This is a genomic window from Vreelandella venusta (genome assembly GCF_015689495.1).
GTDB classification, from domain to species: domain Bacteria; phylum Pseudomonadota; class Gammaproteobacteria; order Pseudomonadales; family Halomonadaceae; genus Vreelandella; species Vreelandella venusta.
In genome coordinates this window covers 2,741,661-2,762,090 of record NZ_CP065135.1, presented here as the reverse complement: position 1 = coordinate 2,762,090, position 20,430 = coordinate 2,741,661, and the positions used below count along the sequence as shown (strand labels likewise).

The 20,430-nt window shown below is 54.3% G+C and carries 17 protein-coding genes; 4 read left to right on the top strand and 13 right to left on the bottom strand.

All coding sequences use genetic code 11. From position 1 onward, the window contains the following. Window positions 1–154 precede the first annotated feature (154 nt). Window positions 155–697 carry a TRAP transporter small permease subunit gene (locus IR195_RS13305; protein WP_206047788.1) on the bottom strand — a complete coding sequence of 181 codons (543 nt, stop codon included), beginning with the start codon at window positions 695–697 and terminating at the stop codon, window positions 155–157. Further along, window positions 690–1,709: a TRAP transporter substrate-binding protein DctP gene (gene dctP, locus IR195_RS13300; protein ID WP_193085680.1), complete on the bottom strand. Its 1,020-nt coding sequence runs from the start codon at window positions 1,707–1,709 to the stop codon at window positions 690–692. The genes IR195_RS13305 and dctP overlap by 8 nt, the downstream gene beginning before the upstream one ends. 619 nt (window positions 1,710–2,328) lie before the next feature. Here dctP and alr point away from each other — a divergent pair. Beyond that, the gene (alr, locus tag IR195_RS13295) at window positions 2,329–3,588 is read left to right on the top strand and encodes an alanine racemase (protein ID WP_146943193.1); all 1,260 of its coding nucleotides are present in this window, start codon (window positions 2,329–2,331) and stop codon (window positions 3,586–3,588) included. Window positions 3,589–3,704: 116 nt separating this feature from the next. Here the strand turns inward: alr and IR195_RS13290 are convergent, their stop codons facing one another. From IR195_RS13290 to hutI, 5 genes are all read right to left on the bottom strand, one after another. Beyond that, window positions 3,705–5,051: a Na+/H+ antiporter family protein gene (locus tag IR195_RS13290; RefSeq protein WP_206047787.1), complete on the bottom strand. Its 1,347-nt coding sequence runs from the start codon at window positions 5,049–5,051 to the stop codon at window positions 3,705–3,707. 123 nt (window positions 5,052–5,174) lie between these two features. Further along, entirely contained in the window at window positions 5,175–6,725 is a 1,551-nt protein-coding gene (gene hutH / locus IR195_RS13285; RefSeq protein WP_206047786.1) for a histidine ammonia-lyase, read from the bottom strand. A gap of 26 nt (window positions 6,726–6,751) precedes the next feature. Continuing rightward, the gene (hutU, locus tag IR195_RS13280; RefSeq protein ID WP_206047785.1) at window positions 6,752–8,431 is read right to left on the bottom strand and encodes a urocanate hydratase; all 1,680 of its coding nucleotides are present in this window, start codon (window positions 8,429–8,431) and stop codon (window positions 6,752–6,754) included. A gap of 80 nt (window positions 8,432–8,511) precedes the next feature. Beyond that, a complete protein-coding gene (gene hutG / locus IR195_RS13275; protein ID WP_206047784.1) occupies window positions 8,512–9,477 on the bottom strand; it encodes a formimidoylglutamase in 966 nt (321 codons plus the stop codon). After that, window positions 9,467–10,681 (bottom strand): imidazolonepropionase, encoded by a 1,215-nt coding sequence (gene hutI, locus IR195_RS13270; protein ID WP_206047783.1) that lies wholly within the window; start codon window positions 10,679–10,681, stop codon window positions 9,467–9,469. The genes hutG and hutI overlap by 11 nt, the downstream gene beginning before the upstream one ends. Before the next feature lie 342 nt (window positions 10,682–11,023). On the opposite strand from hutI, the gene IR195_RS13265 reads away from it, so the two are divergent. Beyond that, window positions 11,024–12,346, top strand: coding sequence for a YjiH family protein (locus tag IR195_RS13265; protein ID WP_241006721.1), 1,323 nt, complete (start codon window positions 11,024–11,026; stop codon window positions 12,344–12,346). A gap of 38 nt (window positions 12,347–12,384) precedes the next feature. Here the strand turns inward: IR195_RS13265 and hutC are convergent, their stop codons facing one another. Further along, the gene (gene hutC / locus IR195_RS13260; RefSeq protein ID WP_206047781.1) at window positions 12,385–13,101 is read right to left on the bottom strand and encodes a histidine utilization repressor; all 717 of its coding nucleotides are present in this window, start codon (window positions 13,099–13,101) and stop codon (window positions 12,385–12,387) included. 174 nt (window positions 13,102–13,275) lie between these two features. Between hutC and IR195_RS13255 the strand changes: the two genes are divergently transcribed. Further along, window positions 13,276–14,244: a GlxA family transcriptional regulator gene (locus IR195_RS13255; RefSeq protein WP_206049796.1), complete on the top strand. Its 969-nt coding sequence runs from the start codon at window positions 13,276–13,278 to the stop codon at window positions 14,242–14,244. A 119-nt stretch (window positions 14,245–14,363) separates the two neighbouring features. Then, window positions 14,364–15,311: an ABC transporter substrate-binding protein gene (locus IR195_RS13250; RefSeq protein ID WP_206047780.1), complete on the top strand. Its 948-nt coding sequence runs from the start codon at window positions 14,364–14,366 to the stop codon at window positions 15,309–15,311. Here the strand turns inward: IR195_RS13250 and IR195_RS13245 are convergent. From IR195_RS13245 to IR195_RS13225, 5 genes are all read right to left on the bottom strand, one after another. Beyond that, the gene (locus tag IR195_RS13245) at window positions 15,302–16,135 is read right to left on the bottom strand and encodes an alpha/beta hydrolase fold domain-containing protein (RefSeq protein ID WP_206047779.1); all 834 of its coding nucleotides are present in this window, start codon (window positions 16,133–16,135) and stop codon (window positions 15,302–15,304) included. The genes IR195_RS13250 and IR195_RS13245 overlap by 10 nt on opposite strands. Window positions 16,136–16,237: 102 nt before the next feature. Next, window positions 16,238–17,839, bottom strand: a complete 1,602-nt coding sequence (locus IR195_RS13240; RefSeq protein ID WP_206049795.1) for a BCCT family transporter — start codon at window positions 17,837–17,839, stop codon at window positions 16,238–16,240. Between the two features lie 220 nt (window positions 17,840–18,059). Further along, on the bottom strand, window positions 18,060–18,515 hold the full coding sequence (locus IR195_RS13235) for a thioesterase family protein (protein ID WP_206047778.1): 456 nt from the start codon (window positions 18,513–18,515) through the stop codon (window positions 18,060–18,062). Next, window positions 18,515–19,471 (bottom strand): L-carnitine dehydrogenase, encoded by a 957-nt coding sequence (locus tag IR195_RS13230; RefSeq protein ID WP_206047777.1) that lies wholly within the window; start codon window positions 19,469–19,471, stop codon window positions 18,515–18,517. Before IR195_RS13230 ends, IR195_RS13235 begins: the two co-directional genes overlap by 1 nt. Next, window positions 19,468–20,388, bottom strand: coding sequence for a beta-keto acid cleavage family enzyme (locus tag IR195_RS13225; RefSeq protein WP_206047776.1), 921 nt, complete (start codon window positions 20,386–20,388; stop codon window positions 19,468–19,470). Before IR195_RS13225 ends, IR195_RS13230 begins: the two co-directional genes overlap by 4 nt. Between the last annotated feature and the right edge of the window lie 42 nt (window positions 20,389–20,430).

The window sequence follows — 20,430 nt, the reverse complement described above, 5'->3', positions numbered from 1 at the left end:
TCATGGAGAAAAACATGATCGCCGTAATTATCATGGGGTCTAAATTTAACATAGGGATACCCTTTGCATGGCATATCCGCCAGGACGTGCCGGGGTGTGTCTCTTATTTTTCACGGTAAAACCACGTTGAAATAGAACTTAAACAGCACGATAGTTAATCAGCGTCGCTAATGTCGTCTCGCGGATCGTCATAGGGAATGCCAAATAAACGCACGATGGCCCTCACTAGCTCTGCTACGCTCTGCAGAATTAGCAGCCCAACAGCAATTGGAATGGTCGCCTTTATCGGCCAAAGCGCAGGACGCCAAATGCTTCGGTTGGAATACTCGCCAATTAGCCAGGAGCGGTGGGCAAACTCCACGGCCATGGTGAAAAATATGCACAACACCAAAATACCCAGTGAGAACACAATCACGTCACACAACGCCTGCATGCGGAAGGGCAGCAGGCGATAAATGACATCACTGCGCACGTGGCTTTGGTGGCGTAAGGTATAGCTGCCAGCCAGGATGCTCAGTGCACCGAAGAACATCGTCGCTAGTTCGTGCCCCCACACCGTGGGGGCATTGAGTACATAGCGAGCGACTACTTCATAGAGCAGTACACCGATAATACCTAGCGTCAGCCAGGCGGTGACTCGTCCGACCCAGTCGGAAAGCCCATCCTGAAAGCGTAGATATCGGTTGATCTTACTCACTCAATCTTCCTTGCGCTTTGGCGTTGTTGATCAAGATTTCAACGGCTTGGGCATTTCGCTCAGAGCGTGCCGCTTCTTCTTCCCAAATCGGCAAAGATGCTTCCGCTAGGCGTTGTGAATCTTCTGCTGGCAGGGTGGCGAATTCAAACAGCTCACCTTCATCGATGATCCGTTGGTTGCCTTCTTCAAGCCAGTTGTGAACGTCTTCCAGGTACTGAGCCAGCTCATCTACCAAAATTTGCTGCTGCTCTTCGCTCATCCGTTCCCAAGCGCGGGGGTTGATGAATGCGTTTTCTGTCCAGCCTGGGTTAAGTAAGTTGATATCGGTGTAGTAGCCCGCTACTTCATTGATTCGTAGCTGTTCGTACTCAACAGGGCCACCGTAAATGGCACCGTCGATAACGCCAGTCGAAAGCGCGACGTAGAGTTCTTCACCGGGAATAAAGGCTGTCGGAATATCGAATTTTTCCAGCACCGTTGCAATGGAGCTGGTTGCGCGGATGCGCATGCTGGCAAGATCTTCCAGGCTGGAAACAGGCTCTCGGGTGACTAGACCATAATCGCTACCAAAGCCGCGGCCAATCAGCTTAACGCCTTGCTCTTCGTAAGCTTCTGCGATGAGTTCATCAAGGCCTTGGTTGGCAAATATATCGTGGGCTTCTTCAGCGCTTACCCATGCTCCTGGTAGGCCCCCTTCGATCGTGCCGATACCCACTGTGCCAGGCCAGTAACTACCCACACCATGGCCGATATCGATGCTCCCACGGGCAACGGCTTCGACAAACTGGTCGCTGCTGACTAGCTCGCCGCCACGGAAAAATTGAATGTTGATAGTGCCATCACTCGCTTCACTTACCCGTTCCCGTAAATCAGCTGCAATCTGATCCACTTCGGTGCCATAAAACGTGTGCATGCGTAAACGAACGGTATCGGCATAAAGCGCTTGGCTAGCCATGATGGAAGCGGCGATGGACGTCGCTAGAGCGCATTTCACGGATGTTGAGAGCTTCATAAAACCTCTTTCTTGATCGCGTTTAGAGTTATAGAGGGCATCCATGCTTCAGTTTCGAAACCATGTTGCGCCCCCAGTTTAATCACACGCATGGTGCTCAGGCTATAAAAAATTTCTATAAAATCGTCTAACATCAACATTTTTGCATTACGTTGACTGATGTCAAACCAAACCGAAACTGCATCTATAAATTAATTTTTTATTAATTTTCATTGATTTACTGTGTTTTTGAGCGATGGATTTCCGATCAGGTGTATTAGGTAAGCGTTGATAAACGGTGTAGCCAACAGATCGTCGAGTCTGCTATTGGCCTAAATCCTCTTTGGGTAAGACCTTAAGACAGCACTTAAGGCAGCACTTGAAACAGAGCTTGGAATGCTTGCGGGTTTTAATGAGTTTTGGCGCTTTAATACACGCAGACTTGAATACGTGCTGAGCAGAAGAGCTGCCCCGCCTACAGGCAGAGCAATCAGCGAAAGAGCTTTCCTTCTCTTCGGGTTATTGCGTCCTAGCGCTGCTTTTTTTAATAAACGCGGCACGCGCTATCGTTAAGAATTGTTTAGTAGGGGTAGTGTGAGCGGTGGGGTCTTAACAATGAAAACGAATCAAGGATCTGATAATGAAATATCCACTAACCCTGTTAGCTGCTGCTGTTGCTGCCACCGTTACCACAACCAGCTATGCGGCGCCGTTGCTGAGCGACCAAGCATTGCTCGTCGATAGTCCGGAACACTTGAGTGCCAATGCCTGGGTAGAAATCTCGCAATCGGCTTTTGAAGGGAACGTGCGCGGTGTTCTGGAATTATTGGGCGAAGAAGCGGAGCTTTGCGCCATTATGAAAGCGGATGCCTATGGTCACGGCATTGCTAATTTAATGCCTTCTGTGATTGCGCTAGGTATTCCTTGTATTGGTGTGGCGAGTAACGAAGAAGCGCGAGTTGTTCGGGCATCTGGTTTCGATGGGCGTTTAATGCGCGTGCGTAGTGCGACACCAGAAGAAGTGCGCGGTGCCTTCGATTACGGCATGGAAGAGTTATTCGGCGATATAACGGCTGCTCGCCAGGCCTCCAGCGATGCCGCTGAGGCAGGGGTGACACTGCGCTATCATTTGGGCCTCAATGCCGGCGGTATGGGACGCAATGGCATGGCGCTTGATAGTGAAGCCGGTCGCCAGGAAGCGTTAGAGCTTCAAGACTTAGCGTCGTTAGAGCTGGTGGGCATCATGACCCACTTTGCCTTTGAGGACGAAGATTTTGTTCGCCAGGGGTTAGCGGCGTTTCATGAACAAAGTGACTGGTTAATCGAGACGGCTAACCTGGATCGCGAGGCGCTAACGCTTCACGCCGCCAACTCATTTACCACCATGGAAGTGCCTGAAGCACGCCTTGATATGGTACGCCCGGGTGGCTTGCTGTATGGCGATCTACCCCATTATGAGCAGTTCAAACCGGTGATGTCGTTTCGCACGCGGGTAGCGTCGGTTAACGATTACGCGCAAGGCAGTGGCGTTGGTTACGATAACGTCAGGGTGCTGGAGCGTGATAGCTTATTGGCGAACTTGCCTGTTGGCTATTCTGATGGCTACCGGCGTGTTTTCACCGATGCTGCCTTTGTACTGGTTAACGGTGAGCGCGTGCCGGTTATGGGTAAAGTGTCAATGAACACGACCATGGTAGACGTGACGGATGTCGAGGGCGTGGCACCGGGCGATGAAGTGGTACTTTACGGACTCCAGGGTGACGAGCGAATTACCATTGGAGAACTTGAAGACCTTAATGGCGCGCTACTTGCCGATCTTTACACGGTATGGGGAAACTCTAACCCGAAGGTGTTGCGTCCAAGCGATAGCGATACAGGGACAGAGACAGATAGCGAGTAATTATTGCCAATACAGGTAGTAATGTACTGTGTTTGTTGACGAAACCACCCCGCTCAACTGAGCGGGGTGGCTGCGTTTTGGGGAAGGATTATTGCGCTGAGAAGCGGGGCTGCGCGTTATAGGATCATTGCAGCTATCCAGCCAAAGGCAATCAGCGGAATATTGTAGTGCAGGAAGGTCGGAACAACGCTGTCCCAGATATGGTCGTGCTGGCCGTCGGCATTGAGACCGGCGGTTGGGCCAAGCGTCGAATCGGAGGCCGGAGAGCCTGCATCGCCCAAGGCGGCTGCGGTGCCTACCAGCGCCACGGTAGCGAGTGGCGAAAAACCAAAGTTAAGTGCGAGTGGTACGTATAGCGATGCGATAATTGGGATTGTTGAGAAGGAGGAGCCAATACCCATGGTAATGAAAAGGCCCACAAGCAGCATAATCAGCGCTGCCAAGCCTTTATTATCACCAATGACTTCTGTAGAGCTGCTGACCAGCGCTTCAACCTCGCCACTGGCCTGCATCACACTGGCGAAGCCCGCCGCGGTGATCATAATGAACCCAACCAAGGCCATCATGCGCATGCCTTCAGTGAAGATGCCATCCTGCTCATGCCAACTAAAGACGCCGCTTAAAGAGAGCAGCGCAAAGCCAAAAATACCTCCCAGCACCATTGAGCCGGTGTAGAGCTGAACGGCCACGGTGCCAACCAATGCGATTGCCAGTACGGCTTTTTGCCAGCCTTGCAAATGCTGGGCCGCTTGCGCTGGGGTTTCATCGCCCTTGGCCAAGTCTCGGTCTTGGTAGTTACGCCCTTTGCGATAGCTAAACAATACTGCTAGGGCAAGGCCCAATGCCATGCCACCAATAGGAATCACCATTGCCATGGGCACCATCTGACGGGTGACTTCTAGGCCAAATTCGGCACCACTTTCATTGAGGTTGGTGAGCAAAATATCGTTCAGAAAGATAGCGCCAAACCCTACTGGTAACAGCATATAGGGAGCGGTAATACCGAAGGTAATCACACAAGCAACGAGTCGGCGGTCGAGCTTAAGGTGATTCATCAGTTTCAGTAACGGCGGAACCAGTACAGGAATGAAGGCAATGTGTACCGGAATAAGGTTCTGAGAGCTGACCGCCGCGGCCAATAGGGCGGCCAGTAGGGTGTAGGTCACCATGCGGCGACTACTGCCAGAATCATCAACATGAAAACGCGCAATGGCGCGGTTTGCCATTACTTCGGTGATGCCCGAGCGTGAGAGCGCGACGGCGAAAGCACCCAGCACAGCATAGGCTAGGGCTACAGTGGCGCCGTTGCCAAGACCGTCGTTAAAGGCATCAAGGATGGCATTGATCGGCATGCCCGCATAAAGCCCACCCACCAACGTTGCAACGATTAAGGCAAAGACAACGGAAACGCGAGCCAAGCTGAGGCTGACCATTACTAAAATGGCCAAAACGATAGCATTCATGAATAGCTACTCTTGTCGTTGGAGTTAGAATTAGCTGGAGTTAGATTTAGCTGGAATGTGATTTAGCTGGAATTGAATGCGGTGAAGCCCCGCAGCCTGTTGCTACGGGGCAGGAGTGACCGCTTAGTGCTGGCTTGGCAGGGTGCCAGGGCGAAGCAGGTGGCTCAGCGTTCTGGCTGACAACAAGCTGCTGGCGGCTTCAATGTCTGGCGCGAAGAAACGGTCCTGTTCGTAGTGGGTGACATGTTCACGCAGCAACTGCTTAGCTTGCTCAAGTTGTTGCGTTGTCTTTAAGTCGTGGCGCATATCAAGCCCTTGGCAGGCACAGAGCCACTCGATGGCTAGAATGTCGCGTACATTATCGGCCATTTCCCATAACCGCTTACCCGCCGCCGGGGCCATGGAAACATGGTCTTCCTGGTTGGCTGAAGTCGGCAGGCTATCCACGCTATGCGGGTGCGCTAAGGCTTTATTTTCACTGGCAAGCGCGGCTGCTGTTACCTGGGCGATCATAAACCCAGAGTTGACGCCGCCTTTCTCGACCAGGAAGGGCGGCAACTGGGACATGTGTTTGTCCATCATCAACGAGATGCGGCGTTCCGCCAGTGAGCCAATTTCGGCAATCGCCAAGGCTAAGTTATCAGCCGCCATGGCCACCGGTTCGGCATGGAAGTTGCCGCCGGAGATGATGTCGTCGGTATCTTCAAACCCTCTGTCAGTAAAAACTAAAGGGTTATCAGACACCGCGTTGATTTCCACCGCCAATACGTCGGCAACATGGCGAATCTGTGTCAGTGCTGCACCCATCACCTGGGGCTGGCAGCGCAAGGAGTAAGGATCTTGCACTTTATCGCAGTTGGCGTGGGAGTTGCCGATGTCACTGCTCTCGCCGAGTAAATGTCGGTAGGCCGCCGCCGCGTCGATCTGGCCACGTTGGCCACGTACTTCATGAATGCGCGCATCGAACGGTGAGCGTGAGCCCAGCGTGGCTTCAACCGTCAGTGAACCGCAAACCGTGGCGGCGGCATAGAGGTCTTCGGCATCGAACAGACCGCGTAGCGCGTAAGCCGTCGATACTTGGGTGCCGTTGAGCAGCGCTAGGCCCTCTTTCGGGGCTAGTGCAATCGGGCTAAGACCGGCGACTTTTAGCGCTTCTTCAGCGCTGAGCCATTCGCCTTTATGGCGTGCTTTGCCTTCGCCAATCAGCACCACACTCATATGGGCCAGCGGCGCGAGATCACCTGATGCACCCACAGAACCTTTGAGCGGAATATGCGGATACACCTCGGCATTGATCAATGCGATAAGGGCATCAAGCACTTCACGACGAATACCGGAAAAACCGCGTGCCAGGCTATTCACTTTCAGTACCATGATCAGCCGCACAAGGCTGTCATCCATCGCAGCGCCCACGCCGGTGGCATGAGAAAGCACTAGCGAACGCTGCAGTGCTTCCAGGTCTTCATCGGCGATACGTGTTTGAGCAAGCAGCCCAAACCCGGTGTTAATACCGTAGACCGTGCGGTTTTCCTCGACCACCCGATTGACGCAGTCGACGCTTTTTTGGATTACCTCGTCGGCGCTGCTAGGCAGGCTAACCGTGACGGGGGACTGAAAAACCTGGCGCGCTTGCGCCAGTGTCATTTTGCCGGGCTGAATGTCGAGATGGGTCATTATTAGTGCTCCTTGTCGTTGTTGAGTTAGCTGTTCAGCATCGGCAAATCGAGGCCGTTTTCACGGGCAGATTGCTTGGCAATGTCGTAGCCTGCATCGGCATGGCGCATAACGCCAGTACCCGGGTCGTTGCGCAGCACGCGGCCAAGGCGTGCGTGGGCATCATCGGTGCCGTCGGCGACGATAACCACCCCGGAGTGCTGTGAATAGCCCATGCCGACACCGCCACCGTGGTGTAGCGATACCCATGTCGCACCACCAGCGGTGTTTAACAGCGCATTCAGCAGCGGCCAGTCGGAGACCGCGTCGGAGCCATCCATCATCGACTCAGTCTCGCGGTTGGGGCTTGCCACGGAACCGGAGTCCAGGTGGTCACGGCCAATCACCACGGGTGCTTTAAGCTCGCCGTTTTTGACCATCTCGTTGAAGGCTTGACCAAGACGCGCACGATCTTTCAGGCCGACCCAGCAGATACGTGCCGGAAGGCCTTGGAAACTGATGCGCTCGCGGGCCATATCCAGCCAGTTGTGCAGGTGCGGGTCGTCAGGAATCAGCTCTTTGACTTTTTGATCGGTTTTGTAAATATCTTCCGGGTCGCCTGAAAGCGCGGCCCAGCGGAAGGGGCCAATTCCCTGACAGAATAAGGGGCGGATGTAGGCGGGTACAAAACCAGGGAAGTCGAAGGCATTTTCAACACCTTCTTCTTGAGCCATTTGGCGAATATTGTTGCCGTAATCAAAGGTGGGCACGCCCATTTTCTGGAAGTCGAGCATAGCTTTTACATGCACGGCCATCGACTGCTTGGCCGCTTTTACGGTGGCTTGTGGTTCGGATTTACCACGTGCTACGTACTCTTCCCAGGTCCAGCCTGCAGGCAGGTAGCCGTGTAGCGGGTCGTGGGCACTGGTTTGGTCAGTGACCATGTCGGGCTTCACGCCACGCTTGACCAGTTCGGGGAGTACATCCGCCGCATTCGCACATAGGCCAATCGAGACGGCTTTGCCTTCGGCAGTGTAGCGTTCGATACGCGCTAAGGCATCGTCGAGATCGTCTGCTTGCTCATCCAGATAGCGTGTGCGCAGGCGGAAATCGATGCTGGTTTGCTGGCACTCGATATTCAGCGAGCAGGCACCGGCCAAGGTGGCAGCGAGCGGTTGAGCGCCGCCCATGCCACCCAGGCCTGCAGTGAGAACCCAGCGACCTGTCAGGTTGCCGTCGAAGTGTTGGCGGCCTGCTTCCACAAAGGTTTCGTAGGTGCCTTGGACAATGCCTTGAGAGCCGATGTAAATCCATGAGCCTGCAGTCATCTGGCCGTACATCATTAGGCCTTTGCGATCCAACTCGTTGAAGTGTTCCCAGTTGGCCCAGGCGGGGACCAGGTTGGAGTTGGCAATAAGTACCCGCGGGGCATCTTTATGGGTTTCAAATACGCCTACCGGCTTGCCAGATTGCACCAACAAGGTTTGCGTGTCTTCCAAGCGCTGCAGGGTCTCAACGATTTTGTCGTAGCACTCCCAATCACGCGCGGCGCGGCCAATCCCGCCGTATACCACCAAGTCCTCGGGGCGTTCAGCCACGTCAGGGTGGAGGTTGTTCATTAGCATGCGCAGCGGGGCTTCGGTCAGCCAGCTTTTGCAGCTGAGTTGGCTACCGGTGGGGGCAGCAATCTTGCGGGAAGCGTCGTGACGTTTATCGTTCGGTAACATGACCTGGTTCCTCTGGTTTGGCGGTTTTGTTAGTTAATTAGTTATTGGCTAGTAATTGATTGATTTGTTAATTCAGGGCGCTAGGTGTCGAGCGCCAACTGAAAGACAATTCGTGCTGCCGCGCGGGCGGTACGGCTATCGATATCGTGATCGGGATTTAGCTCGGCGAGATCAGCTAAGCGCAGCTTGCCGCTGTCGCGGATGGTCTCAATCAGTGGTTCTAGCAACGCGAGTGAGACGCCGCGAGCGGCGGGGGCACTGACGCCAGGGGCATCCCCAGCGGGCAGGACATCCAGATCGATGGTCAGATAGAGGTGGTCGCAACGCACCATGAAGCGCTCCAGGTCGCGCCGGATGCACTCAAGCTGCGCCGGTTGGAAGTCCCGGTCTTCACGAACCATGACGCCGAGTTCTGCTGCGCGACTAAACAGCGCGCGCGTGTTGGCAGCGCGGCTTACGCCTAAGCAGGCGTAGCGAAACGGCCAGCCGTGCTTGGCGCATTCATCAGCAATTTGCGTGAAGGGGGTGCCCGAAGAGCGCACGTGGGTTGGGTCGCGCAGATCGAAGTGGGCATCAAAATTGATAATGCCGATGCGTGGTGCTTTCTCGCCGTTATCAGCGAGATGTTGGGCAAGCCCCAGCCAACTGCCGTAGGCCACCTCATGGCCGCCACCTAGCACAACGGGGAAGTGTTCGGCCTTAAGTAACGCTGCTAATCGATCGGCGAGGGCTTGCTGGGCGGTTTCCAGGGCATCGCCTTCGCAGCGGACATTTCCCGCATCATAGGCTGGACCTGTACGGTGCCACGCCAGTGGTGCTAGCGCTTTACGCAGTGCCGAAGGGCCTTGCGCGGCACCGGTACGCCCCTGGTTTCTGGCTACACCGGCATCGCTTTCAAAACCTAATAAAGCACAGCCCGGCGCTGCCGTTGGGCTGAGCGGTTGGATCTTTTGATGCCAGCGCTCACTGCTGGGTTCTGGGTCTGTTCGGCCTGTCCAGAGTGACATGTCGAGTTCAGGGGCAGTGGCTTGACTGTTACTGGCCATGGGTAAGCACTCCCTGGAACATACGCTGACGAAGGCGTCCTGGTTGTACGGCGTAAGCGAGCTCAGCGGGTGCATCGATATCCCATACACAGAGGTCGGCTTCTGCACCTTCGTGGATGCGCCCTTTGCCCGACAGGCCTAGCGCGGTTGCCCCGTGGGCTGTCATGCCCGCCAGTGCCTCTTGGGGAGTCAGGCGGAACAGCGTGCAGGCCAGGTTAAGCATTAGCGTGGGCATAAACAGTGGGGAACTGCCGGGATTGGCATCGGTTGCCACTGCCATTGGAACGCCAGCGGTGCGCAGCGCCGCAATCGGCGGTTGTTGCGTTTCACGGAGGGTATGGAAAGCACCTGGCAGGATTACCGCCACACTTCCGGCCTCACGCATGGCGGCGATGCCAGTGTCATCCAGGTACTCAATGTGGTCTGCAGATAGGGCTCCGTGACGCGCGGCCATGGCCGTTCCGCCCAGGTTAGAGAGCTGTTCCGCGTGAGCCTTAATGGGTAAGCCATGGGCCTCGGCGGCTGCAAACACTCGCTCGCACTGCTCCACCGAGAAGGCGATTTTTTCGCAGAACACATCAACCGCATCTGCTAAGCCTTCGGCCGCTGCGGCGGGGATCATTTCCTGGCAGACAAGATCGATATAGCCGTCGCTGTCATCTTTGTATTCTGGGGGAAGGGCATGGGCACCCAGCAGTGTCGTGACGACATTAACTGGCAGCATCTTGCCGAGACGGCGCGCAACACGCAGCATCTTGAGTTCATCTTTGACGCTAAGCCCGTAGCCAGACTTAATCTCCACGGTGGTAACGCCGTCGGCAATCAGTGCTTCAAGGCGCGGTTTCGCGAGTCTTAGCAGCTCATCTTCACTCGCCTCACGGGTGGCACGAACGGTACTGAGAATGCCGCCACCGCGTTTAGCAATTTCTTCATAGCTAGCCCCTTCAAGCCGCGCTTCAAACTCTTCAGCCCGAGAACCGCCAAAGACAAGATGGGTGTGGCAATCCACAAGACCCGGAGTCATCACACCGCCACTGCCCACCTCTGTGCAGTGATTGGCGAGTTGCTCGTCGAACTCACTCATGGGCGACAAGGTGATGATGTGTGCCCCTTCGGTGATAACGGCCATGCGGTCGGGCAATGTCTGCAAGCCATCGAAGACGCTGATATCGCGCCAGAGGCGACGATTCGTTGCATTCGGCATGAGGAGCTCCTTTCAAAGGCGATGTGCAAAAATTTATTTTTAAATCTTAATGTATATACAATTAAGGTCAATATGAGCTGATTCGTCAAGCTGCTTGGTACAAAGTAGTGCGAAGGGCGAAACATATGAAAAGGTGGGGTTTTTTAATATTTGTTATTTAAAACAGATTTTTATGTGTTTTTTGATGTTGTTTTAGACTGTTTATAGAATTTTTTATTAGACTAATGTCTATTTATATTGGGGTGGGAGTGCTCTTCAATTGGCGTATATATGTATATACATTGCGTGATGCAGATACGCTGAAGGCTCACTAAACGCTGTTGCACAACAAGAGGCATGCTCATGCTCCCCCCCAATACCACAACACATCAGCGGCCCAGTGCCGCGCTGATCCTCAAACTGTTTTTGCCAAGCGCACTGGGGATTTTGATTTTCTTCGTGCCTGTCGAAATTGGCGGTCGCAGCACTATATTGCTCGATCATATGGTGACCGGCTCCCGACGCTGGCTAGGAGATGCAAGCGGCTTCTATGCGCTGGCGCTGATTGCCGCTGGGGCTGCGTACCCGTTGATTCGAGGCTACTGGAATCGAAACGTTACCGAGCGCATTTTTACCGCACTGAAACTGCTTGGGGTAATGGCTGCCCTGATGGCGCTAACGGGCTGGGGGCCTGCCTTTCTACATGAGCCGGATATGCTGCCTTTCCTGTTTGAAAAGCTGGTGATCCCCGTTGGTTTGATCGTTCCTATTGGCGCGATTTTCCTGGCCTTGTTGATCAGTTATGGGTTGCTTGAGCTTATTGGTGTACTGGTTCAGCCCGTTATGCGGCCCATTTGGCGAACGCCGGGACGCTCGGCAATCGATGCGGTTGCCTCATTTGTGGGCAGTTACTCTATCGGATTATTGATTACCAACCGGGTGTATCAGGCGGGGCAGTATTCCGCGCGAGAAGCGGCCATTATTGCCACGGGTTTCTCTACCGTTTCGGCGACGTTCATGATTATTGTGGCGCGCACGCTGGATTTAATGGCGGTGTGGAACGCCTATTTTTGGCTAACGTTAGTGATCACGTTTATCGTCACGGCGGTCACCGTTCGTTTGCCGCCATTATCGCGTATGGATGACAGCGCTGACGATGGTGAACCGACGGCGGTGCCAGGCAAGCGCTTGCTAACGGCATGGCAGACCGGATTGGAAGTGGCTGCCCGAGCACCGGCGTTGCATAGAAGTGTCGCGATCAACTTTAAAGAAGGGCTAGTGATGGCGATTAGCATTCTGCCTTCGATCATGTCGGTGGGGTTGCTAGGCTTGCTTGCGGCTAAATACACGCCGCTATTTGAGTGGCTGGGTTGGCTATTTTACCCCTTTGTGGCCGTGTGGGGCATTGCTGATGCGGCTGCGCTTGCCCAGGCATCCGCTGCTGGCCTTGCCGAAATGTTTTTACCGGCACTGTTAATGGCAGAAGCGGACTTTGTCGCGCGTTTTGCAGCAGGCGTTGTCTCAGTATCTGCAGTGCTGTTCTTCTCCGCCTCGATTCCTTGCATTCTCTCTACGAGCATCCCGCTTTCTGTAGGGCGAATGGTGGTGGTGTGGTTTATTCGCGTTGCATTAAGCTTGATGCTCGCCATACCCACCGGCTATTTGGTGCAAGCCCTTATCAGCTAGGTCTTTATCAGCAAGGTCTTTATCAGCCAAGCCCAGCATTATGACGCTTGGCGATGCACCGAGGAGCGCAGCTTGTAGCGGTCGCCTGGGTGGAGTAGGCGGGCATAGCTGATGAGCTGCTCGCCTGACCAGGTGCGTCGTACCATGCTCAGGCAGGGGGTAGCGGTATCAATAGCAAGCCAATTGGCAGTTTGCTGGTCGACAAGCACGGCTTCAACAATGTGCTCGACGTCAGTAATCGGGCAGGCCGCTACCAATACTTCATTGGGTGTGTGCAGTGAAAAATCACTGGTCAAGTAGTTGGGGACCCAACGCGGGTTAACATAACGGTTTTCAAGCTGAATAGGCGTGTCGTTTTCCAAATGCACCAGCAGCGTTTGAAACACGCGGCTACCCAGGCGAACGCCTAGCCGTAAGGCGACTTCGTCATCCGCTTCAATGGCTTCACATACCAGTACGCGATTACTGTAATGGTGCCCCCTGCAGCGCACTTCGTCGGCAATATTGTAGACCTCGACCAGCGATGACTCTGCCTTGCGGTCTGTCACGAAGGTACCTAACCCGGGCTGGCGTGTTAGGTAGCCTTTATGGACGAGATCACGAATCGCTTTATTAGCCGTCATTCGGCTTACCCCAAAATCTCGGGCAAGTTGCTCTTCGGGAGGGATCTGGTGGTGTGCTGGCCAGGCACCGCCCTGGATTTTCTCTAACAGGTGCTGCTGTATTTGCAGATAAAGTGGGGGAGCGCTGGTCATGAAGTGCCTTTCAAATGAATCTAATGTCTAACTATATCCAGTGTACCTTGTGCAAAGGCCCAGGGCATCCTGTTGCTGGTTGGGCGTGTATTATGTACGCGGATTTATTGGCGTTGCCTGATGCGTTTAGTAATCGTCAGCATCGATAAGAAAGCGCTTATTTTAGGAGTTATTTTGCGCCTAAACTATTCTGGAGCACTGCCAGAGCGCGTTGGTTTTTTATTATTACCGCGCTTTTCAATGATGGCATTTTTTTCTGCGGTAGAGCCGTTACGCATAGCCAATCGTATCAGCGGCCAAACGCTGTTTGAGTGGACGCTATTTAGTCGTGATGGTGAGCCTGTCACCGCAAGCAATGGCATGACGCTATTAGTCGATCAGACCATGGGTGGTGGTCTCGACCTGCCATCATTGGCTGTATGTAGCGGCTTTGAGCCTGAAGACCATTTAAGCCGAGCGCTCATGTCATGGCTACATCGGCTTGATCAAGCCGGATGTGCCCTAGGTGGATTGGACACCGGAGGGTTTATATTAGCCGCCGCTCAGTTATTGAAGGGGGAGCGGGTCACGTTGCATTGGGAAAGCTTGCCGGTCTTTCGTGAGCGTTTTCCAACGATTGAAACCACCGACGAGTTATTTGAGATAGGGGAGCGGCGTTTTTCCTGTGCGGGCGGTGCCGCAGCAATGGATATGGCCTTAGCCGTCATCGCCAGACGTCATGGGAGCAAATTAGCCGTCGATGTCTCGGAACAGCTTATTCACGAGCGGTTACGTAGCCGCAGCGACCAGCAGCGGATGTCGTTAGCGCAACGGTTAGGCACTCATAACCGGCGTTTAGTGGAAGCTGTTGCATTGATGGAAAGACATTTAGAGGAGCCTCTTGCTTTGGCTGAGATTGCACGCCGAAGCGGTGTGTCATCTCGTCAGCTGCAGCGGTTGTTTGAGGATCATCTTCATCAAACACCGCGCCAGTGGTACTTGTCACTTCGTTTGGCGCGGGCAAAGCGTTTATTGAATGAAACTGATATGAGCGTACTCGCCATAGGGATAGCCTGCGGCTTTAGCTCTAGTTCGAGCTTTGCCAGAGCGTTTCGTGCTTGCTTCGGCTGCTCACCGATAGAGGCACGCCAACAGGGCCGCTAACTGAGCGATGAACGACGCAGCTCTGTCGTTTTGCGCGTAGATAATGTCGCTTTGTGTCGTTTCCATTGTTGTCTAGTCGTCAAACTTGGTGCGGTATATTGCCAAAAGAGGACATTATAATGAAGAACGCACTCGTTGGTTTTAAGGGTATGTCAGCACTTAGCGCCGCTGGGGTGGCAGCGCTTGCGTTGTCAGGGCCCGCCGCAGCCGATCTTGATGAAGTACGGTTTGGTGTTCCTCCCTGGCCAGGTGTCACCGTGAAATCTGAAGTAGCAGCTCAGCTGATGGAAGCGATGGGCTATCAAATAAGCCAGCGTGATTTGGCCGTAAGCGTGATTCTTGAGGGGCTAGCGCGCAACGATGTGGACGTCTATCTGGGCGGCTGGTATCCGGTGCAAACCGATATGGTAGAGCCTCTGGTGGCTGATGATAAAATTGAAAAAGTGGTCTCCAATATCCAGGGGGCGAGCTCTGGTCTGGTGGTTCCTCAGTATGTTTATGATGCCGGTGTAACATCGGTGGCCGACCTGGACGCCTACCGCGACCGCTTTGGCGGTGAAATTCAGGGCATCGAGGCGGGCACCGGGATTAATACCGCCATTCTGGCGGCTATTGATAATGACATTGCAGGTTTAGGAAATTGGCGTCTACGTGAAAGCTCTACTGCCGCTATGCTGGCGCAGGCGGAGCAAAAGATGGCGAATGAAGAGTGGGTGACTTTTGTTGGTTGGGAGCCCCACTGGATGAATGTCAGCTTTGACATGGCTTATCTGGATGATGCCGATGAGGCGGGCATAGCCAAAATTGAGAGTACGGTTTGGACCATCGTGCCGGCCAATATGGCTGAAGAAGACCCTCAGTTGCATCGTTTTCTTTCGCAATATGTAGTGGATATTGAAGATCAAAACGCGTGGGTGCATGACTACAGCTATGAGGATCGTCCCGCCGACGAGGTAGCGTCTGAGTGGATTGGTGCTAATTTAGACACCGTAGAGACATGGCTAGATGGGGTAATGGCTAAAGATGGGCAGCCTGCGATACAGGCGGTGCGTTCGACTTACCAATAGCCACTATTTTGTGTTAACCGTTTGTTAAGCGCTTGGCAAAAATCTTGCCAAGCGCTTTGCATTTCAGGCAGGTTCGCGTGGGCATGTAGTGCCGCATGAACCATGTTTTTTGTACAGCGATAGCCTATCTGCATGCTGCTGTTCCGCCAGGACGCAATGGCTTTTTCAAGCGGTGCGGTTAAAGGATCGTGCTCAACTGCAAGAACCTCAATCTGCATGTTGGGTGGAAATGTATCGACGTGGTTTTCAATCCATGGGCAGTAGGCAATGAGCGACAAAACATCATGTCGGCTAAGTAACGGCGCATCGGCTCCCAGCGTCTGCTGATTTAGTTTGCCGACCGGCGGATAGATGAGTCCTAACAGCACAGAATGATGCAGTAAGGGGGCTAAATCTATGGCTATGCGACCGCCAGCGCTGTCACCGACTACTGCAATGGGCTTTATGGCTTTAGCAATCTTGAAGCAGTCTTCTAGCATGTTGTGGTAGCTCGCCTCGGGCGCTAAGCGGTAGCTAATGCTGATAACGTGACGCTTTAGCTGCTCTGCTAGGTTTGCTGCTACCCCATGATGGCTGTCGATAGATCCCAGGGTAAACCCACCTCCATGAATGTATAGCACTTGGCCAAACTGAGCGGATGCAGGGATAAAGTGTCGAATGACGATATTTTCCCGCGCTTCGTCAGTGATTGTCATGCCTGACGGATTAGGCGGTGCAAACGTTTGGCATAGTTGGTCGTAGCGCTGGCGTGCTACTGCAGGAGTGGCATTTTCGATATCTTTTAAGCCCGCACCAAAGCGGGCGATAAAAGTATTAATGTCCATCAGCGGCGTCACCCGTCAGTCGTTACTGGGTTGGTTTGATGCTTTTTCGCTGACAATCAGGCGCTGCCGTTAAGCACGCCTGATGTCATCGAGATTGTTCGATCAACGCCTTCTGCGCTGTGCGTCGAGCGTCTCGCGGAACAGCGAAATCAGCACACCAGCCGTCATCACTAGCACGACAACACTGAGTGGAAGGGCGGCTGCAATAAGGGCTGTTTGCAGCGCCGTAAGACCACCGGCAATCAGCAGCACCGCTGCTACTAAACCAATCGCCACGCCCCAGAACACTCGGAAGCGTTTAGGCGGTTCATTGTCACCTAACGATAAAATGGTGGTCAGCACTAACGTGCCGGAGTCTGAAGAGGTGACAAACCAGCTCATTAGCAGAAATACCATCATAGCGGAGAGTATCCAGCCAAATGTGCCACTGCCGACAATGCCATCAGCCGTGGCAAACAGTGCTGAGGGTAGGTTCCAAGCGTTAACCAGCTCGATGATACCGGCGCTACCTGGGCCGCCCGTAGCGTAGAGTTCCTGATACATGGCGTTGCCACCGAAAATGATCAACCAGATAAAGATGATCAGGGTTGGCACTAACAGAACGCCCAATACGAACTCACGTAGCGTACGTCCCTTAGAAATTCGCGCGATGAAAAGACCGACAAAAGGAGCCCAGGCTAGCCACCAGCCCCAGTAGAAGATTGTCCAACCTTGTTGCCAAGCGGCGGTGCCTTCCTCATCAGCGTACCAAAGTCCCATGGGAATAAAATTGATAGCGTAGTCGAGCATGGTTTCGCTGAATGCCATGATGAGCCACAACGTGGGGCCTGCAATTAGGAAAATGCTCACCACTATTAGGGACACCCAGATATTCATCTCGGAAATGAGACGAATACCAGCGCGTACGCCGGATACCGCTGAAAGTATAGAGATAACTGAGATAACCGCGATAAGCATTAACTGGGTATTTAACCCTGGGTCGACACCAATGAGCCGCTCTAAGCCAACGGCCATTTGGCTAACCCCAAGTCCCAGCGACGTAGCCACACCAAAGACGCAGCCGAGTACCCCGAGAATATCGAAAAGGTGGCCGATAGGGCCGAAGATGCGTTCACCGATAAAAGGATAAAGCGCCGAGCGCAGTGCTAGCGGCAACCCTTTTCGATAAGCAAAATACGCCAGCGACATACCGACAATCACGTAGATAGCCCAGCCGTGAAGGCCCCAGTGAAAAACGGTGACGCGTAACGCATCGATAGCGCGCTCGTGACCGATGGCGGCGGCACCTGCCATGTCGGCATGAGGATTGTTGGGATAGCCAAAGGCGCCAGTATTGTCGAGATAGAAGACAGGCTCAGCAACGCCAAAAAACAGGATGCCAATGCCGATACCTGCTGAGAAGAGCATCGAGAACCACGCAAAGTTGCTGAACTCTGGGCGGCTGTCATCAGCGCCAAGTCTTACGCTTCCATAGCGGCTGAAGACAATGAAAGCGCAGACCGCTAGTAGCAGCATGACGGTAATTAGGTAATAACCGCTGAACGTGCTCTCAATCCAGGCGCGTGTTGCTCCGAACACGCTGCCCGCTGTATCTGAGCCAAGCCCGGTGAAAAGTACGAAGAGCAGCACTAGGCCGCTAGCGGTTAGCGTCATTCCCTTGTGCATGCCTTGGAAGAAACCGCCCTGGGCGAGCTCTGTCACCATGTAGTCAGTACTGAGTTCGGCCTTGGGTGAGTTGTTATGCGATGGCGGAGTGGGTCGATGAGGGGAAGTTGGCGTAGCGATATGCTTGTCCTCTTGGGCCGGACGTCGGGCCGGCAATCCCGGTCAACCGTCCGCGCTGGCGGACGGTTCTCATTATTTTTAGTGTTGCTTTGCTATGTGGTTTTACTCTGTGGTTTTGATATGCCGTTGTGCCGTGCCGTTATCGCCGTATGGCAATAGTGCGGCCGGCCAGCTCTGGCCAGACCGAAGGCTCAGCTTGGGGTAGAGCCGCAATGGCTTCTTCAACGGGGGCAGGGAAAGGCGCAGGGCGAGTGGTATTGATATCAATGCCCATCAGCATCTGCTCGCTGGTAGCAAGCAGATTGCCTGCCTCATCCTGTAACTTGAAAAAAATATGTAGCCGTTTGGTATCGTGATCCAGCAGGGTCAGCTCCACGCTGAGTGGCTGTCCTTCATGGGCCTCGCGGCGATAACAAAGGTGCGTTTCAAGGGTGTAGATCGTGTAGCCGTAGCATGCTCTGCCTGCGCTATCTAAGCCGATATGCTCCATGAGTTCTTCTACCGCCAATGAGAAGACCCGGGCATATTCGGCGTCGTTCATATGGCCGTTGTAATCGACCCACTCTGAGGCAACGCGGCTTTGCAAAATAATCATTAGATACGTCCTTCCAAACCTTCGGCTTCAGGCCAATATTTTTGTACTAAGCCGAGCAGTTCAACAAGAAAGTCATCACGGCGGCTATCAAGCTCGGCCACCGAGCGACCGGCGGCTTGATGCTCGCAGCCTTCTACCACGCGATCAATCAGCTCGTTGGTAAGCTCGGGAGCTTCAAGCTTTGTCCACGGCAGTTTTAACGCTGGGCCGAACTGCTCAAGCATGTGGCGCATCCCTGACTCGCCACCAGCCAAATGAAAGGTGAGAAAGGTACCCATTAGCGACCAACGCAAACCACAGCCGTAGACGACGGCGGCATCTATCTCTTCGGTTGTTGCCACGCCATCGTTGACTAGGTGCAGCGCCTCACGCCAGAGCGCTTCCATCAGACGATCGGCAATATGCCCCTCGATTTCCCGGCGCACGACCAGCGGGCGCATGGCGAGTGTTTGGTAGAGGGCCTGGGCACGCGCTAGCTCGTCAGACGTGGTGGCTTCCCCGCCCACCAGCTCCACGAGTGGCAGTAAATAAACGGGATTAAAGGGATGCGCGACGATCACACGCCCCGGTGCCCGTGTGCAGGCATGTTGCAAATCGGTGGGCTTGAAGCCGGATGTTGACGATCCGATCAAGACATTTGGAGCTGCTGCGGCATCCAGAGCGGCAAGTATCTCACGCTTTAGCGCGAGTCGCTCTGGTACGTTTTCCTGGATCAGGTCGGCGCCTTCAACCGCTGCCTCAAGGCTTTCCACGAAGCGCAGCCGCTGGGGGCTGGCACCCTCGGCTAGGCCCTGGCGCTGCAAAGATCCCCAGGCATTGTCAACGAAGGCGCGAGTACGCAGTGGCGCATCAGGGTCTGGATCAAAGGCCACGACGTCCCAGCCCCGCGCCAGAGCGCGCGCGATCCAGCCATTGCCAATAACGCCCGTGCCTATAACCGATAGCTGTTGACTCATGCTTGACCCCCTGTAGCTGGCGCGGAGGAGTGTTTGCTATGCGGATCACGTAAGTTGAGGTGCACACGAGTTTCTGCGGGTGTCATTACTCGGCCACCCAGGTTGTCGATTAGCGTGGCGGCATGCTCTACCAGTTGGCCGTTAGTGGCCAGGATGCCTTTTTTGAGGAAGAGATTGTCTTCCAGGCCGACGCGGGCATGGCCACCTAGTAGTACCGCCTGAGCTGCCATGGGCATCTGGTGGCGACCGATGCCGAAGGCTGCCCAATGGGCATTTTCTGGCAGCTTATTACGCATCGCCAGCATACTTTCTGTGTCGGCTTCAGCGCCCCAGGGAATGCCTAAGCAAAGCTGATAAAGAGGATCACCGTCAATCAGACCTTCCTGCTGTAGCTGGCGTGCGAACCAAACGTGGCCCAGGTCGAAACATTCAAGCTCTGGCTTGACGCCAGCCGCTTGCACCAGGCGGGCGTGTTCGCGTAGCCAGTCGGCAGGGTTCACATAGACCATATCGCCGAAGTTCAGGCTGCCGCAGTCTAGGGTGCAGAGTTCGGGTAAAAGCTCACCGACTGGTTCGTGGCGTTGGGCGGGCGTCTGAATATCCGTGCCGGGGCCGCCGCGAGTGGGGTCCTGGGCGTCAGGAATCCAATCACCGCCGCCGCCAGCGGTAATGTTCATGACAATATCCACGTTCGCTTCGCGTACGCGTTCCATTACTTCGCGGAAATGATCGAGAGAGTGGCTGATGCCGCCGGTTTCAGGGTCACGAACGTGGATATGCGCAACGCTGGCACCGGCTTTTGCGGCGGTAATGCAGTCGTTAGCGATTTGTTTAGGTGTGATAGGCACATGTGGATTTTTGCCGGTGGTATCGCCTGCGCCGGTAACAGCGCAAGTTAAAATAACGTTGCGGTTCATTGGCCGCTCCTTGAGAGTGGTGCTAAGTAATGTGCTTCAGTA

Coding starts and splice junctions, on each gene's coding strand:
- IR195_RS13240 (WP_206049795.1), bottom strand. CDS start 17,839: ATGGTGACAGAGCTCGCCCAGGGCGGTTTCTTCCAAGGCATGCACAAG.
- IR195_RS13230 (WP_206047777.1), bottom strand. CDS start 19,471: ATGAGTCAACAGCTATCGGTTATAGGCACGGGCGTTATTGGCAATGGC.
- hutC (WP_206047781.1), bottom strand. CDS start 13,101: ATGACCAGCGCTCCCCCACTTTATCTGCAAATACAGCAGCACCTGTTA.
- hutI (WP_206047783.1), bottom strand. CDS start 10,681: ATGCCGAATGCAACGAATCGTCGCCTCTGGCGCGATATCAGCGTCTTC.
- IR195_RS13245 (WP_206047779.1), bottom strand. CDS start 16,135: ATGGACATTAATACTTTTATCGCCCGCTTTGGTGCGGGCTTAAAAGAT.
- IR195_RS13225 (WP_206047776.1), bottom strand. CDS start 20,388: ATGAACCGCAACGTTATTTTAACTTGCGCTGTTACCGGCGCAGGCGAT.
- IR195_RS13235 (WP_206047778.1), bottom strand. CDS start 18,515: ATGATTATTTTGCAAAGCCGCGTTGCCTCAGAGTGGGTCGATTACAAC.
- alr (WP_146943193.1), top strand. CDS start 2,329: ATGAAATATCCACTAACCCTGTTAGCTGCTGCTGTTGCTGCCACCGTT.
- hutU (WP_206047785.1), bottom strand. CDS start 8,431: ATGTTACCGAACGATAAACGTCACGACGCTTCCCGCAAGATTGCTGCC.
- IR195_RS13250 (WP_206047780.1), top strand. CDS start 14,364: ATGAAGAACGCACTCGTTGGTTTTAAGGGTATGTCAGCACTTAGCGCC.
- hutH (WP_206047786.1), bottom strand. CDS start 6,725: ATGACCCATCTCGACATTCAGCCCGGCAAAATGACACTGGCGCAAGCG.
- hutG (WP_206047784.1), bottom strand. CDS start 9,477: ATGGCCAGTAACAGTCAAGCCACTGCCCCTGAACTCGACATGTCACTC.
- dctP (WP_193085680.1), bottom strand. CDS start 1,709: ATGAAGCTCTCAACATCCGTGAAATGCGCTCTAGCGACGTCCATCGCC.
- IR195_RS13265 (WP_241006721.1), top strand. CDS start 11,024: ATGCTCCCCCCCAATACCACAACACATCAGCGGCCCAGTGCCGCGCTG.
- IR195_RS13290 (WP_206047787.1), bottom strand. CDS start 5,051: ATGAATGCTATCGTTTTGGCCATTTTAGTAATGGTCAGCCTCAGCTTG.